The 15,815-nt window shown below is 59.6% G+C and carries 14 protein-coding genes and 1 tRNA gene; 9 read left to right on the top strand and 6 right to left on the bottom strand.

The window, feature by feature from the left end; translation table 11 throughout:
• Positions 1 to 36 precede the first annotated feature (36 nt).
• From murI to hemA, 5 genes are read right to left on the bottom strand one after another with little or no spacing between them, the layout of a single operon-like run.
• Positions 37 to 828, bottom strand: coding sequence for a glutamate racemase (gene murI / locus CKW21_RS05090; RefSeq protein WP_095192926.1), 792 nt, complete (start codon positions 826 to 828; stop codon positions 37 to 39).
• Complete coding sequence (locus CKW21_RS05085) at positions 821 to 1,576, bottom strand: molybdopterin-synthase adenylyltransferase MoeB (RefSeq protein WP_095192925.1); 756 nt, start codon at positions 1,574 to 1,576, stop codon at positions 821 to 823. Before CKW21_RS05085 ends, murI begins: the two co-directional genes overlap by 8 nt.
• Positions 1,570 to 2,400, bottom strand: coding sequence for a peptide chain release factor N(5)-glutamine methyltransferase (prmC, locus tag CKW21_RS05080; protein ID WP_095192924.1), 831 nt, complete (start codon positions 2,398 to 2,400; stop codon positions 1,570 to 1,572). The genes CKW21_RS05085 and prmC overlap by 7 nt, the downstream gene beginning before the upstream one ends.
• Entirely contained in the window at positions 2,401 to 3,483 is a 1,083-nt protein-coding gene (gene prfA, locus CKW21_RS05075; protein WP_095192923.1) for a peptide chain release factor 1, read from the bottom strand.
• On the bottom strand, positions 3,480 to 4,769 hold the full coding sequence (gene hemA / locus CKW21_RS05070) for a glutamyl-tRNA reductase (protein WP_095192922.1): 1,290 nt from the start codon (positions 4,767 to 4,769) through the stop codon (positions 3,480 to 3,482). The genes prfA and hemA overlap by 4 nt, the downstream gene beginning before the upstream one ends.
• Positions 4,770 to 5,004: 235 nt before the next feature.
• On the opposite strand from hemA, the gene CKW21_RS05065 reads away from it, so the two are divergent.
• The 8 genes from CKW21_RS05065 (at position 5,005) to ychF (ending at position 11,922) form a co-directional block, all read left to right on the top strand.
• Positions 5,005 to 6,729 carry a tetratricopeptide repeat protein gene (locus tag CKW21_RS05065; protein WP_095192921.1) on the top strand — a complete coding sequence of 575 codons (1,725 nt, stop codon included), beginning with the start codon at positions 5,005 to 5,007 and terminating at the stop codon, positions 6,727 to 6,729.
• Positions 6,730 to 6,733: 4 nt separating this feature from the next.
• Positions 6,734 to 7,351, top strand: coding sequence for a lipoprotein insertase outer membrane protein LolB (lolB, locus tag CKW21_RS05060; RefSeq protein ID WP_095192920.1), 618 nt, complete (start codon positions 6,734 to 6,736; stop codon positions 7,349 to 7,351).
• 1 nt (position 7,352) lies between these two features.
• Positions 7,353 to 8,204 (top strand): 4-(cytidine 5'-diphospho)-2-C-methyl-D-erythritol kinase, encoded by an 852-nt coding sequence (gene ispE, locus CKW21_RS05055; protein WP_095192919.1) that lies wholly within the window; start codon positions 7,353 to 7,355, stop codon positions 8,202 to 8,204.
• A 36-nt stretch (positions 8,205 to 8,240) separates the two neighbouring features.
• Positions 8,241 to 8,315: transfer RNA gene (locus CKW21_RS05050), tRNA-Gln, on the top strand.
• Positions 8,316 to 8,362: 47 nt separating this feature from the next.
• Complete coding sequence (locus CKW21_RS05045) at positions 8,363 to 9,304, top strand: ribose-phosphate pyrophosphokinase (protein WP_003171603.1); 942 nt, start codon at positions 8,363 to 8,365, stop codon at positions 9,302 to 9,304.
• A 141-nt stretch (positions 9,305 to 9,445) separates the two neighbouring features.
• Positions 9,446 to 10,045 (top strand): 50S ribosomal protein L25/general stress protein Ctc, encoded by a 600-nt coding sequence (locus CKW21_RS05040; RefSeq protein WP_095192918.1) that lies wholly within the window; start codon positions 9,446 to 9,448, stop codon positions 10,043 to 10,045.
• A gap of 169 nt (positions 10,046 to 10,214) precedes the next feature.
• Positions 10,215 to 10,799: an aminoacyl-tRNA hydrolase gene (gene pth, locus CKW21_RS05035; RefSeq protein WP_095192917.1), complete on the top strand. Its 585-nt coding sequence runs from the start codon at positions 10,215 to 10,217 to the stop codon at positions 10,797 to 10,799.
• Positions 10,800 to 10,821: 22 nt separating this feature from the next.
• Positions 10,822 to 11,922, top strand: a complete 1,101-nt coding sequence (gene ychF, locus CKW21_RS05030; RefSeq protein WP_095192916.1) for a redox-regulated ATPase YchF — start codon at positions 10,822 to 10,824, stop codon at positions 11,920 to 11,922.
• Between the two features lie 200 nt (positions 11,923 to 12,122).
• Here the strand turns inward: ychF and CKW21_RS05025 are convergent, their stop codons facing one another.
• Complete coding sequence (locus CKW21_RS05025; RefSeq protein WP_095192915.1) at positions 12,123 to 13,340, bottom strand: MFS transporter; 1,218 nt, start codon at positions 13,338 to 13,340, stop codon at positions 12,123 to 12,125.
• A gap of 45 nt (positions 13,341 to 13,385) precedes the next feature.
• On the opposite strand from CKW21_RS05025, the gene CKW21_RS05020 reads away from it, so the two are divergent.
• Positions 13,386 to 15,728 carry a methyl-accepting chemotaxis protein gene (locus tag CKW21_RS05020; RefSeq protein ID WP_371917505.1) on the top strand — a complete coding sequence of 781 codons (2,343 nt, stop codon included), beginning with the start codon at positions 13,386 to 13,388 and terminating at the stop codon, positions 15,726 to 15,728.
• Positions 15,729 to 15,815 lie beyond the last annotated feature (87 nt).

Below are 15,815 nucleotides of genomic sequence, written 5' to 3'. Positions count from 1 at the left end.
AGTTCACCCCAATGTTTACGACGCCCCAAAGCTTTCTTACTCCTCAAAGCTTCGCACAACGCCAGCGTTATTCCACAAGATCGGCAATATATTTGTGAAATGCTGCGGATCGGCACTGGTCCAGAACTGCGCAGTTCGTGCTGGCCCATCGGCGAGCAACTCGCGTTCGCCCAACAAGCGTTGAAGTTGCCGTGCAACAGCGGCGCCAGTATCGATCAGGCTGATGTCGTCAGGAATCATCGGCTTGAGCAGTGGCTTGAGAAAGGGGTAATGGGTACAACCCAGGATGATGGTGTCCGCGCCCGCGCCAAGCAGCGGTCCAACATAACTTTCAAGCAGCTGGCGAAGGGCTGGACTGTGCAGATCGCCCTTCTCGATCAGCTCCACCAACCCGGGACAAGGTTGGGTGATCACCCGCACATCGGTGGCGAAACGGTCGAGCAACGCTGCAAATTTGGCGCTCTGCAGCGTGCCGGTCGTGGCCAGCACCCCGACCACTCCACTGCGGGTAGCGGCCGCTGCCGGTTTGACCGCGGGCTCCATGCCGACGATGGGCCATTCGGGGTAATCGCGGCGCAGGTCTGCAACGCCGGCGACGGTAGCGGTATTACAGGCCAGCACCAGGGCCTTGGCGCCCTGCTGCTGGAAAAAGCCGGCCATGACGCTGCAACGCTGTTGGATAAACTCAGGGGTTTTCTCGCCGTAGGGAATGTTCCCGCAATCGGCGACGTACAAAAGAGACTCATTGGGCAGTAGCCGCTGGATCTCGGCCAGCACCGAAAGCCCACCGACACCCGAGTCGAACACGCCAATCGGCGCGTCACGCATGCTTCGGCCCACAGACGCTGCAGCCCGGATCACGTTTGACCCGCAACTCACGGAAACGCGAGCCCAACGCATCGATCAACAACAGGCGTCCTACCAGCGGTTCGCCGAAGCCCGCCAGCAACTTCAGCGCTTCGAGCGCCTGCAAGCTACCGACCAGTCCCACCAACGGACCGACCACCCCGGCTTCACTACAGGTCAATTCGGCCTCGCTGCCGTGCCCGTATAAACAGTGGTAGCACGGACTTTCCGGCCGACGTGGGTCGAACACCGACAATTGCCCTTCGAGACGAATCGCCGCGCCACTGACCAGCGGTTTGCCCGCCAACACGCACGCGGCATTGACCGCTTCGCGGGTGGAAAAATTGTCGGAACAGTCAAGGACCAGATCCACCCCGGCCACGGCAGCTGCCAAAGAGTCTTCATCCAGTGCCGTACGATGGGCGACCAGTTGAATCTCAGGATTGATGGCCGCCAGGCGCTTGATCGCCGAGTCGACTTTGCTCATGCCGACGCTGTCGGTGTCGTGGATGATCTGGCGTTGCAGATTGGTCAGATCGACCGTGTCAAAATCCGCCAGATGCAACTCACCGACGCCCGCAGCCGCGAGGTACAGCGCCACTGGCGCACCGAGACCGCCCAGACCGACGATCAGCACACGGCTGTCTTTGAGCCGCAATTGACCCTCGATGTCGATGTGAGCCAGCAGTATTTGCCGACTGTAACGCAGCAATTCCTGATCATTCAGCATGGCAAGCGCCCCAGACTGATGCGTTGGTGACCGCCCAGGTCAGTGCGGCTGTGGACGTCTTCAAAGCCACGGGTCAGCAGCAGATCGCGCACCGCTTCGGCTTGATCGTAACCGTGTTCGAGCATCAACCAGCCCCCGGCCTCCAGATGATCCGGTGCCTGGGCGACGATCAGGCGCAGATCGTCGAGCCCGTCGGCTCCGGCCACCAAGGCGCTGGCCGGCTCGAAGCGCACATCACCTTCCACCAGGTGCGGGTCGGTCGCGGCAATATAAGGCGGGTTGCTGATGATCAGCTCAAAGCGCTGGCCTTCCAGGGCGCTGAACCAATGACTGCTGAGCACCCTGGCGTTATTCAGATGCAAGCGCTGGCGATTGCGCTCGGCCAGGGCCACGGCTTCGAGCACGCGATCCACGGCGGTGACCTGCCATGCCGGACGCTCGCTGGCCAGGGCCAGTGCAATGGCGCCGCTGCCGGTACCAAGGTCGAGTACTTTCGCCGCAGTAGCCGGCAACAATTCGAGTGCGGTTTCCACCAGCAACTCGGTGTCCGGGCGCGGGATCAGCGTGTGCGGCGCCACTTCCAGGTCGAGCTTCCAGAAACCTTGTTGACCGAGAATGTAAGCCACCGGCTCACCACTGCGACGACGCTGCAAATAGTCGGCGAACGTCAACGCCGCTTCGCTCGGGACGATGCGCTCCGGCCAGGTGTGCAAAAAGCTGCGGGACTTGCCCAACGCCGCCGCCAGCAACAATTCGGCATCCAGACGTGCCGTAGGCGAGTCGGGCAAATCGGCGGCACGCAACAAACTGGCAATGATCGTCATTTACTCACCTATCGCTGCCAGTTGATCGGCCTGGTACTCGGCCAGCAGCGGCTCGATCACTGCATCGACGCCACCGGCAAGGATTTCGTCGAGGGAGTACAGCGTCAGGTTGACCCGGTGATCGGTCACCCGGCCCTGGGCAAAGTTGTACGTGCGGATGCGCTCGGAACGGTCGCCGGAACCCACCAGCAATTTACGCTCGCTGGCGATGGCATTGGCGGCGGCGCTGGTCTGCTGATCATTGAGCTTGGCCGACAGCCAGGCCATCGCCCGCGCGCGGTTCTTGTGTTGCGAACGCTCTTCCTGGCACTCAACGACAATGCCGGATGGCAAGTGAGTGATGCGGATCGCCGAGTCGGTCTTGTTGACGTGCTGACCGCCGGCACCGGAGGAGCGGTAGGTGTCGATCCGCAGGTCCGCCGGGTTGATTTCAATCGCTTCCTGTTCGTCCGGCTCGGGCAATACCGCCACGGTGCAGGCCGAGGTGTGGATGCGCCCTTGGGATTCTGTCGCCGGAACCCGTTGCACACGGTGGGCACCGGACTCGAATTTCAGCTTGCCGTAGACGTTATCGCCTTCGACCCGGGCGATCACTTCTTTGTAGCCGCCGTGCTCACCCTCGTTTTCCGAGAGGATCTCTACCCGCCAACCGCGACGTTCTGCATAACGCGAATACATGCGGAACAGGTCGCCGGAGAAGATCGCCGCCTCGTCACCACCGGTGCCGGCCCGGATCTCGAGGAACACGTTGCGCCCGTCGTTCGGGTCCTTGGGCAAAAGCATGCGTTGCAGACTGGCTTCCAGTTCGACCAGGCGTTCCTTGGCTTCGCGGACTTCTTCCACGGCCATTTCACGCATGTCCGGGTCGCTGTCCTTGAGCAACGCCTGGGCGCCTTCGAGGTCACCCTGCACTTTGAGCAACTGTTTATAGGTGTCGACAATCGGCTCGACTTCCGCGTACTCCTTGGAATAGGTGCGGAATTTGTTCTGATCGGAAATGACCTCGCCATCGCCGAGCAAGGCGGTCAGTTCTTCGAAACGGTCCTGGAGGATGTCCAGCTTATTGAGCAGTGACGCTTTCATTGCGGTTTCTTATCCGAAAAGCTTTCCGATGAGCCCTCATTGAGGGCAAAGAGTTCCTGGGCCATCGCCAGCGCATCGAGGCGACCTTCGGCAGAGAGCTTTTTCAACTGCACACTCGGTGCGTGCAACAGTTTATTGGTCAGGCCACGGGCCAACTGCACCAACACTTCTTCAGCGCTGCCACCATTGGCCAGCAGGCGTTGGGCCTTTTGCAGTTCTTCGTCGCGCAAGCGTTCGCTTTGTTGACGATAGGCCTTGAGTACATCGACTGCCGCCAACTCCCGCAGGCGGACCATGAAGTCCTCGGCACCGACCGACACCATCTCTTCCGCTGCCTGGGCAGCGCCCTGTCGACTCTTGAGGTTCTCGGCGACCACTTCGTGGAGATCGTCGACGCTATACAGGTAAACGTCGTCCAACTCGCCAACTTCAGGTTCGATATCGCGCGGAACGGCGATATCCACCATGAAAATAGGCTTGTGCTTGCGCAGCTTCAGGGCGCTTTCCACCGCCCCCTTGCCGAGGATCGGCAATTGGCTGGCGGTCGAACTGATCACGATGTCACTGCGCACCAGCTCGGCCGGAATGTCCGACAACAACACCGCATGGGCACCGAACTGCTCGGCCAAGGTGCTTGCACGCTCCAGCGTGCGGTTGGCCACCACGATGCGCTTGACCCCCAGATCATGCAGATGACGGGCGACCAGGGTAATGGTCTCGCCGGCGCCGATCAGCAAGGCCTGGCTGCGTTGCAGGTCGCTGAAAATCTGTTTCGCCAGGCTGACCGCGGCAAATGCCACGGACACCGGGTTCTCGCCGATGGCGGTGTCGGTGCGCACTTGCTTGGCCGCATTGAACGTGGCCTGGAACAGCCGCCCGAGCAACGGACCGATGGTGCCGGCCTCCCGGGCCACGGCGTAGGCCGATTTCATCTGACCGAGAATCTGCGGCTCGCCCAACACCAGCGAATCGAGCCCGGAAGCCACCCGCATCATGTGACGAACTGCCGCATCATCTTCGTGCACATAGGCGCTCTCGCGCAGCTCATCGAGACTCAAATGATGATATTCGGCCAGCCAGCGCAGCACGATATCCGCCGACAGGTGATCCTGTTCTATATAGAGTTCACTGCGATTGCAGGTGGAGAGGATCGCAGCTTCGCGGCTGTCGGTCAGTCGGCAGAGCTGCTGCAAGGCCTCAACCAGCTGCTCAGGGGTAAAGGCCACGCGCTCGCGGACGTCTACTGAAGCAGTCTTGTGGTTAATACCGAGTGCGAGGAAGGCCATTCAAAGTCGCTGATGGTGACGTGAAGCCGGCAATTGTCCTACTTCGTCAGATTCAGAACAACTACTCGATATCTATTGAGCCAGTAGGCGGCACCTGTGTTTGAGAGCGGCTCTCATTTACACGGACTCGACCTCTGCCTGTACAGGAGCAGCGGGTAAATTGGCGGCCCGGTTATGTTTGCCCCAAGGCTTGTGTCATGATGATCCGACCGCAGGTTAGTCGTCCTCTTCCTATATGAATAGATCTTCCGCGTTGCTTCTCGCTTTAGTCTTCCTCAGCGGCTGCCAGGCCTTGGCACCGGTGTCGTCGGACGGTACGCCGCCGGCCGAAGACAGCACCCCGGCACCTGAAAAGCCCAAGGTTTACAGCTCGTTCAGTGAAGACACGATCTTCAGCCTGTTGAGCGCCGAACTGGCTGGCCAGCGCAATCGTTTCGACATTGCCCTGGACAACTACGTCACCCAGGCGATCAACACTCAGGATCCGGGCATCTCCGAACGGGCATTCCGCATCGCCGAATACCTGGGCGCCGATCAGGCGGCTCTGGATACCGCGCTGATCTGGGCGAAAAACGCCCCGGACGACCTCGAGGCGCAACGGGCCGCCGCCGTGCAACTGGCACGGGCCGGGCGCTACGACGACTCCATGGCCTATATGGAAAAAGTCCTGCAAGGCAAAGGCGACACCCATTTCGACTTCCTCGCCCTGTCCGCGGCCGATACCGACCAGGACACGCGCAACGGCTTGATGAAGAGTTTCGACCGTTTGCTGCAGCGCCACCCGAACAACAGCCAGCTGATTTTCGGCAAGGCCCTGCTGCTGCAACAGGACGGCGACTCCCGAGGCGCATTGACCCTGCTGGAAGACAACCCGCCGGACGATGGCGAAATCGCCCCGATCCTGCTGCGCGCGCGCCTGCTGCAATCCCTTGATCGCGGCGATGAGGCCTTGCCGCTGCTGCAAAAAAGCATCAAGAAATACCCGGACGACAAGCGCCTGCGCCTGACCTACGCGCGCATGCTGGTCGAACAGGACCGCATGGATGACGCCAAGGCCGAATTCTCGAGCCTGGTCCAGCAATACCCGGAAGATGACGAACTGCGTTATTCCCTGGCGCTGGTGTGCCTGGAAGCCAAGGCCTGGGACGAGGCCAAAGGCTATCTTGAGGACCTGATCGCCCGCGAAAGCCACGTCGATTCGGCGCACCTGAACCTCGGGCGCATCGCCGAAGAGCGCAACGATCCACAAGGTGCGCTGATCGAGTACGGTCAGGTCGGCCCGGGCAACGACTACCTGCCGGCTCAATTGCGTCAGGCCGATATCCTGATGAACAACGGCAAGACCGCCGAAGCCCAGAGCAAACTCGCCGCCGAGCGCGACGAGCAACCGGACTACGCAATTCAGCTGTACCTGATCGAAGCCGAAACCCTGTCTGCCAACAAACAGGGCGACAAAGCCTGGAATGTCCTGCAAAAAGCCCTGCAGCAGTACCCGGACGATCTGAACCTGCTTTACACCCGCGCCATGCAAGCGGAAAAACGCAATGACCTGGCGCAGATGGAAAAAGACCTGCGCCTAATCATCAAGCGTGACCCGGACAATGCGATGGCGCTGAACGCCCTCGGCTACACCTTGTCCGACCGCACCACGCGCTACGTCGAGGCCAAGGCCCTGATCGAACAGGCACACAAGATCAATCCGGAAGACCCGGCGGTCCTCGACAGCCTCGGCTGGGTGAATTTCCGCCTGGGTAATCTCGACGAAGCGGAACGCCTGCTGCGGCAAGCGCTGGAGCGCTTTCCCGACCAGGAAGTCGCCGCGCATCTGGGTGAAGTCCTGTGGGCCAATGGCAAGCAGCGTGAAGCCAAGCAAATCTGGGGCAAGTTCCTCAAGGAACAACCCGACAGCCCTATCCTGCGCAGCACCATCAAGCGCCTGACCGGATCAGAGACTCTTTAAGATTATGTTTTTGCGCCACATCATCGTTTTCAGCTTCATCGCCCTGCTCGCCGGTTGCGCGGGTTTCGGTGCCCGCGAATCGCTCGAGGGTCACGGCAACCCCGCCCAATGGCGCGAACACAAACAGCAACTGACGGGGCTTGATGGCTGGCAGATCGACGGCAAGATCGGCATTCGCGCACCAAAGGACTCGGGCAGCGGCACGCTGTTCTGGTTGCAGCGCCAGGATTACTACGACATCCGCCTTTCGGGCCCCTTGGGTCGCGGTGCGGCACGCCTGACCGGACGCCCCGGGAAGGTTTCCCTGGAAGTCGCCAACCAGGGACGCTACGAAGCGCCGAGCCCGGATGCATTGCTTGAAGAGCAAATGGGCTGGAAACTGCCTGTCTCCAATCTGGCCTGGTGGGTCCGCGGACTCCCGGCTCCGGACAGCAAAAGCCGCCTGACCCTCGACGGCGACAGTCGTCTGGCCAGTCTCGAACAGGACGGCTGGCAGGTGGAATACACCGCCTATACCGAACAAAACGGTTACTGGCTACCCGAGCGGATCAAACTGCATGGCACCGACCTTGATGTCACGCTGGTGATCAAGGCCTGGCAACCACGCAAGCTGGGGATATGACATGCCGGCCAATCGCCTGACGCTGCCCTCCCCGGCCAAGCTCAACCTGATGCTGCACATTCTCGGTCGCCGGGAAGACGGCTACCACGAACTGCAGACGCTGTTTCAGTTTCTCGATTACGGCGACGAAATCACTTTCGCCGTGCGCGATGACGGCGTCATTCGTCTGCACACCGAATTCGAAGGCGTCCCACACGACAGCAATCTGATCGTCAAAGCCGCCAGACAACTCCAGGCGCAGTCCGGCTGCTCGCTCGGCATCGATATCTGGATCGAAAAGATCCTGCCCATGGGTGGCGGGATCGGTGGCGGAAGCTCCAATGCCGCCACGACCCTGCTCGGCCTGAATCACCTGTGGCAACTGGGATGGGACGAGGATCGGCTGGCCAAACTGGGGTTGACGCTGGGCGCCGATGTCCCGGTTTTCGTACGCGGCCATGCCGCTTTTGCGGAGGGTGTGGGAGAGAAACTTACGCCCGTTGAGCCTGAAGAACCGTGGTACCTCGTACTGGTACCGCAAGTCTCTGTTAGCACAGCAGAAATTTTTTCAGATCCGTTGTTGACACGTAACTCGCCGCCCATTAAAGTGCGCCCCGTTCCCAAGGGAAACAGTCGAAATGACTGCTTGCCGGTGGTAGCAAGACGTTATCCAGAGGTACGTAACGCCTTGAATTTGCTAGGTAAATTTACCGAAGCAAAACTCACCGGAACTGGAAGTTGTGTGTTTGGGGGCTTCCCAAGCAAAGCTGAAGCTGATAAAGTCTCGGCCCTTCTGACAGAGACCCTTACAGGTTTTGTAGCAAAAGGAAGCAACGTTTCGATGTTGCATCGCAAGCTGCAAAGTCTGCTCTAAAGGAACCGAGTACAGGGTACTCGTTGCAACAGATACAGGGGCGTCGCCAAGCGGTAAGGCAGCAGGTTTTGATCCTGCCATGCGTTGGTTCGAATCCAGCCGCCCCTGCCATTTTCCTATACTCATCCAGGTATACCCTCAGCCTTCAGGTACTGCGCGTGTCCAAGATGATGGTCTTTACGGGGAACGCTAACCCCGATCTGGCTCGGCGTGTCGTACGTCAGCTGCATATCCCTCTCGGTGACATTTCTGTCGGTAAGTTTTCCGACGGCGAAATCACTGCCGAGATCAATGAAAACGTCCGCGGTAAAGATGTCTTCATTATTCAGCCGACTTGCGCTCCGACCAACGATAACCTGATGGAACTGGTAGTGATGGCTGATGCCTTCCGCCGCTCCTCGGCTACTCGTATCACTGCTGTTATTCCTTACTTTGGTTATGCCCGTCAGGATCGCCGTCCGCGTTCCGCACGTGTGGCTATCAGCGCGAAAGTCGTTGCTGACATGCTTACCGTAGTCGGCATCGACCGTGTTCTCACGGTTGATCTGCATGCTGACCAGATTCAGGGTTTCTTCGATATTCCGGTAGATAACATCTACGGCTCCCCGGTTCTGGTGGATGACATTGAAGATCAGCGCTTCGAAAACCTGATGATCGTGTCCCCGGACATTGGCGGCGTCGTGCGTGCACGTGCCGTTGCCAAATCCCTGGGCGTGGATCTCGGGATCATCGACAAACGCCGTGAGAAAGCCAATCACTCTGAAGTGATGCATATCATCGGTGATGTCGAAGGGCGTACCTGTATCCTGGTCGATGACATGGTCGATACCGCCGGCACCCTGTGCCACGCGGCCAAGGCCTTGAAAGAGCATGGCGCTGCCAAGGTTTTCGCCTACTGCACGCACCCTGTGCTGTCGGGTCGGGCGATCGAAAACATCGAAAATTCCGTGCTGGACGAGCTGGTGGTGACCAACACCATCCCGCTGTCCGCTGCAGCACAAGCCTGTGCGCGTATCCGTCAACTGGATATCGCACCGGTAGTTGCCGAGGCGGTTCGCCGCATCAGCAATGAAGAATCGATCAGCGCGATGTTCCGCTAAGGGCCCTGCCCTTTTCGAACATTTCGTTGACGAAAAGCGCCCCGCCCCGGCATTCCTGTCGGGGCGGGGCTTTTTTGCCCATATCGCCTTTAGCGCTGGTCGCAAACGCTGGGGCGAATGTGGTTATTTTGGAGATACAACATGAACGATTTTACTCTGAATGCTGAAGTGCGTTCCGACCTGGGGAAAGGTGCGAGCCGCCGCCTGCGTCGTCTCGCAAGCCTGGTTCCAGCTGTAGTTTACGGTGGCGACAAAGCCCCTGAATCCATCAGCATGCTGGCCAAAGAAGTTGCCAAACTGCTCGAAAACGAAGCGGCTTACAGCCACATCATCGAGCTGAACGTTGGTGGCACCAAGCAAAACGTCGTTATCAAAGCTCTGCAACGTCACCCGGCCAAAGGCCACGTGATGCACGCTGACTTCGTACGCGTAGTAGCCGGCCAGAAACTGACCGCTATCGTTCCAGTGCACTTCATCAACGAAGAAGCACCGATCAAGAAAGGCGGCGAAATCTCGCACGTAACTTCGGAAATCGAAGTGTCCTGCCTGCCGAAAGACCTGCCTGAATTCATCGAAGTCGACCTGGCTAACGCCGAGATCGGTTCGATCATTCACCTGTCCGACCTCAAAGCCCCTAAAGGCGTTGAGTTCGTTGCTCTGGCACACGGTGATGACAAGGCTGTTGCCAACGTCCACGCTCCACGTGTTGCTCCAGAAGCTACCGAAGGCGCTGCAGAGTAATTTCACTCTGTACGCCGGAGTGACCGGAAACATCGCGGACTAGAGCGTAGCGAGAAAGCGGGCGAGAACGCGAAGTTTACATCATGGTAAATGAGCAATTTTCGTCCACTTTCGCCGCTTCCCCTGGTTGCGGCGATGTTATCCACCACTCCTAGGAAGGGCCCCTATCGTGACTGCCATCAAACTGATCGTTGGCCTGGGAAATCCAGGCGCTGAATACGAACAGACCCGGCATAACGCAGGGGCCCTTTTTGTTGAGCGCGTCGCGCACGCACAAGGCGTAAACCTTGTGGCCGATCGCAAGTATTTCGGCCTGACCGGGCGCTATTCGCACCAGGGTCAGGATGTTCGTCTGCTGATTCCCACCACCTACATGAACCGTAGCGGCCAGGCCGTAGCGGCACTCGCCGGTTTCTTCCGCATCAAGCCTGAAGAAATCCTGGTGGCGCACGACGAACTCGACCTGCCTCCGGGCGTTGCCAAACTCAAGCAGGGCGGCGGCCATGGCGGTCATAACGGGTTGCGCGACATCATTGCGCAGCTGGGCAATCAGAATACCTTTCACCGCCTGCGGCTTGGCATTGGCCACCCAGGCGTTGCCAGTATGGTTTCAAATTTCGTCCTGGGTCGTGCGCCACGCGCCGAACAGGAAAAACTCGATGCCAGCATCGACTTTGCCCTCGGCGTGCTGCCGGATATCCTCGCCGGGGAATGGAACCGCGCGATGAAAAACCTGCACAGCCAGAAGGCCTGACTTTTACCCGAGGGGAAACACCATGGGATTCAATTGCGGCATCGTCGGCTTGCCTAACGTCGGCAAGTCCACCCTGTTCAACGCCCTGACCAAATCCGGTATCGCGGCCGAAAACTTCCCCTTCTGCACCATCGAGCCCAACAGCGGTATCGTGCCGATGCCGGATCCGCGTCTGGATGCCCTGGCAGCCATCGTCAATCCAAAGCGCATCCTGCCGACCACCATGGAATTCGTCGACATCGCCGGGCTGGTAGCCGGTGCTTCGAAAGGTGAAGGCCTGGGCAACAAGTTCCTGGCCAACATCCGCGAAACCGATGCCATCGCCCACGTGGTCCGCTGCTTCGAAGACGAAAACGTGATTCACGTCTCCAACAGCGTCGACCCGAAACGCGACATCGAAATCATCGACCTGGAACTGATCTTCGCCGACCTCGACAGCTGCGAGAAGCAACTGCAGAAAGTCGCGCGCAACGCCAAGGGCGGTGACAAGGACGCCGTGGTTCAGAAAGGCCTGCTGGAGCAACTGATCGCTCACTTCACCGAAGGCAAGCCTGCGCGCAGCCTGATGAAGAACATGAGCACTGACGAGAAGCAGGTGATCAAGGGCTTCCACCTGCTGACCACCAAGCCGGTCATGTATATCGCCAACGTGGCGGAAGACGGCTTCGAGAACAACCCGCACCTGGACGTGGTCAAGGCCATCGCCGAAGAAGAAGGCGCAGTGGTTGTACCGGTGTGCAACAAGATCGAAGCTGAAATCGCCGAACTCGACGATGGCGAAGAAAAGGACATGTTCCTGGAGGCCCTGGGCCTTGAAGAACCTGGCCTGAACCGCGTGATCCGTGCCGGCTACGAGATGCTGCACCTGCAGACCTACTTCACCGCCGGTGTCGAAGAAGTCCGCGCCTGGACCGTTCGCGTCGGTGCCACCGCACCACAAGCTGCCGGCGTGATCCATACCGACTTCGAAAAAGGCTTCATCCGCGCCGAAGTCATCGCCTACAACGACTTCATCCAGTACAAGGGTGAAGCCGGTACCAAGGAAGCCGGCAAATGGCGCCTGGAAGGCAAGGACTACATCGTTAAAGACGGCGACGTGATGCACTTCCGCTTCAACGTCTAAGTTTTGTAAAGCGAAGCACCCGTCCAAGAAAAAGCCGCGTTTGATACGCGGCTTTTTTGTGCCTGCAATTCCACCCGCCATACCGCCAAACAACTGTGGGAGCGAGCCTGCTCGCGAAGAGGGCGTGTCAGTCGACACATGTCCAACTGACAGTCCGCCTTCGCGAGCAGGCTCGCTCCCACAAGGGAGATGCGTGAGACTCAGGCCTTTCTGGTGCGAGGCAAAAAGATCGCCAGCACGCCCAGCAACGGCAAGAACGAGCACAGAAAATACACGTACTCGATGCCGTGAATATCCGCCAGATGTCCCAGCAGCGCCGCGCCGATCCCGCCGAAGCCGAACATCAGGCCGAAGAACACTCCAGCGATCATCCCGACATTACCCGGCACCAGTTCCTGGGCGTACACCACGATGGCCGAGAACGCCGACGCCAGGATGAAACCGATGACCACGCTGAGAATGCTTGTCCAGAACAGGTCAACGTGTGGCAGGATCAGGGTGAATGGCGCAACGCCGAGGATCGAGAACCAGATCACCGCCTTACGTCCGATTTTGTCGCCGATCGGCCCGCCAAAGAAGGTCCCCGCCGCTACCGCGCCGAGAAACAGGAACAGGTGCAACTGCGAACTGGCCACCGAGAGATCGAATTTCTCGATCAGGTAAAAGGTGAAGTAACTGGTGATACTGGACATGTAAAAGTACTTGGAAAACACCAATAGCCCGAGAACCACCAGTGCGCTGATCACCCGCCCCTTGGACAAGCCGTGAGTCGCCGCCTGGCCTTGTTTGAGCTTGAACAGGTTCAAGTGATTGGCGTACCAGCGACTGATCCGGTACAGCACGAACAGCGCGAACACCGCAAACAATCCGAACCAGGCCACGTGCCCCTGGCCGTAGGGAATGACGATCGCCGCCGCCAGCAACGGACCAAAGGCCGAACCCGCGTTGCCGCCGACCTGAAAGGTCGATTGTGCCAGCCCGAAACGCCCGCCCGAGGCCAGTCGCGCCACGCGAGAGGCTTCCGGGTGAAATGTCGACGAACCGATACCGATCAGCCCCGCCGCCAACAGAATCAGCGGAAAGCTCCCCACCACCGACATCATCAGAATCCCGATCAAGGTGCAGACCGTGCCTGCGGGTAACAACCAAGGCTTGGGATGGCGATCCGTGTGATAACCGACCCAGGGTTGCAGCAACGAGGCCGTCAGTTGAAAGGTCAGGGTGATCAGGCCGACCTGGGTGAACGTCAGGCCATAGCTGGCCTTGAGCATCGGATAGATCGACGGCAGCACTGATTGAATCAGGTCGTTGATCAAGTGCGCCAGCGCCACCGCGCCGATGATGCGCATGACCAGCGGACTGCTTTGCGAAGGAGCGGACGCCGACGTAGCGGCAGACTGAACGTTGCTGAGAGCCATGAGGAATTCCGGACAACAGAGAGGTGCACACGGGCAGGTGCGCCAATGTGCCATTTTTCGGTGCGGCAGCGCTATCCCCTTAGCCTGCTAACGACCTCGATTTTCATCGCCGAACAGGTGATAGCGCATAGCCATGGTCTGAATCTTGCCTTGCTTATCCGCTTCAACGCGGCCGCCTTACAAAGGGGACCGAGAATGGGAAGTTTCGCTACAGAGTCGGCCTACAGAGCTGGCAAAGGTGAACTTTCGAGGCCTTTTAAAGGGCACAAGTCGGGTCGCAGCACCTCGACGCACGCCGATGGTGCGTGGTGTCCAAAGGAGTCAAGGGGCATGCAGGCTTTTTTATCACCGGGGATCGGACTGCTGGGGCGTTTTGGCTTTGCGCGTAAATTCCAGCTGTTGTTTCTGCTGTTTATCCTGCCGCTGGCCGGCAGCCTGTGGATGATTAGTCAGGACTATCGCGACAAATTGAACCTGATCTCCGGCGAACGTGCAGGGGTTCGTCAACTGCTCGCCCTCGATGCGCTCGACAACCTGTTGGCGGCACAGCGTGATCGTGCAGCGCGTTGGCGCGCGACCGAAACCAATCGCCAGCCAACCCCGGCAACCCTTGCCGCCATGGCCGCGTTCGATGCGGTCCAGCCTGCTGTCGCCCAGGCCACTTCGGATCTGAACAACGCACTGCAAAAGGAAGGCGCCGAGGGCGAAACCCTGGCCCGCTATCAAGCGCTACAAAATGCCCTCAACGGTCTGGACTCAAAGAGTCTGAGCAGCGTCGGCTGGTGGCCGGACGGCTATGACCGCTTCACAAGCGCCTTGAGCGCCGTACAAGCCTTGCGCGAACAGATCGCCATGGACAACCGCCTGACGCTGGCACCGTGGCTGGAGACTTATTTGCTGACGCAAATCTCCACCCAGCACGCGCCCGATTTGATTGAACGGGTCGGCCGCCTGGCGAGTGTCGGCCAAGCCTCGGTGGTATCCGGGCAATTCACGCTGCAAAGCCGTCTGCAATTGCGTGACTTGCGCAGCCGGATCGGCGACGCGCGGGAGCAGTTGGTGAAAACCGCGGGGCTGCTCGAAGCGCGATTGCCCAGCGCTTTGCAAGCCTGGGCCGGGCAGTACCATGACAGCCTCAAGCACCTTGATGCCGGTTTGAAAGTCCTCGATGACGGCGTGTTCGGCGGCAGCATCAACCTCAAGCCGGAAGACTTCGAGCGTAGCCTGGACGCCCTGCTCGCCGACCTCGCCGCACTGCGCCAGCAATCACTGGTGTCGCTGGATCAGCGCCTGGATTACTACCATGACTCGGCGATTCGCCAGTTCATCATCGTGGCGAGTATTTTCAGTGTCCTGCTGCTGGCCGCGCTGTATCTGTTCATCTGTTTGCAGGCGTCGATCCGCCGCAGTGCCAGCGGTATCACCTTGCTCGCAGAAGCCCTGCGCGACGGCAATCTCGGCCTTCAAGTGCCGGTGCAAGGGCGGGACGAACTGGCGGCCATCAGCACCGCCCTCAATGTCGCCGTCCTGCAACTGCGCACCAGCCTGCTGGGTGTCGATCACGAAACCTTGCAACTGAGCAATGCGGTGCAAACCCTCAATCACCACTCCAGCGACGCCCTTGGCGAAGTTGAAGCGCAGCAACTGCAGATCAGTCAGATCGCCGCGGCGGCAACGCAATTGGCCGCCACCTCCCAAGGGGTAGCCGCGAGCTGTGAACGGGCCTCTGGCAGCGCTCAGCACACCCAGCGCATTGCCGCCGACAGCAGCCGTGACAGCCAACGTACGACAGCGAGCATTCAGCAGCTCAATCAGCGCTTGAACGACACTGCTGCGGCCCTGGGCCGGGTCAGTGAACAAGGGCAACAGATTCAACTGGTAGTCGACACCATTCGCGGCGTCGCGGAGCAGACCAATCTGTTGGCACTCAATGCCGCCATCGAGGCCGCTCGCGCGGGGGAACAGGGTCGCGGTTTTGCGGTGGTCGCCGACGAGGTGCGCAGCCTGTCGCAACGCACCCAGTCCTCGACCGCGCAGATCGCTGGCACGGTCGATAGCCTGCGCAGCACCGTGAACGAAGCGGTGAGCTTGATGCAAGCAGCTTGCGGCCAGGCACAATCCGATGCACAAGCTGTCACCGGCCTCGGTGAACGCCTGGGTGAAATTGCCAGCGCCGTTCAGGGCGTCACCGACACCCTGGCGCAGATCGCCACGGCGGTCGACGAACAGGCGAGCACCGCCGACGAAGTCAGCGGCAACATCCAGCAAGTCGATCAGGCGGCGCTCCGCTTGCTCGAAGGCGCACGGGCAGTGAACCTTGCAGCCGACACCTTGAGCCAGGGCAGCAAGGCCTTGAGTGCCAATACCGGCAGGTTTCAGCTCAATTGACGCCCTCCCCTGAGCCGTTTTTTCGGCTCAGGAGGATAAGCGGTTGAAAGTGTAGAGAAATATTTTAGATTTACGCTTGACGCATCT

It is taken from the genome of Pseudomonas sp. Irchel 3A7 (assembly GCF_900187565.1).
GTDB lineage: Bacteria > Pseudomonadota > Gammaproteobacteria > Pseudomonadales > Pseudomonadaceae > Aquipseudomonas.
This window is presented reverse-complemented; position numbering and strand designations above follow the sequence as displayed.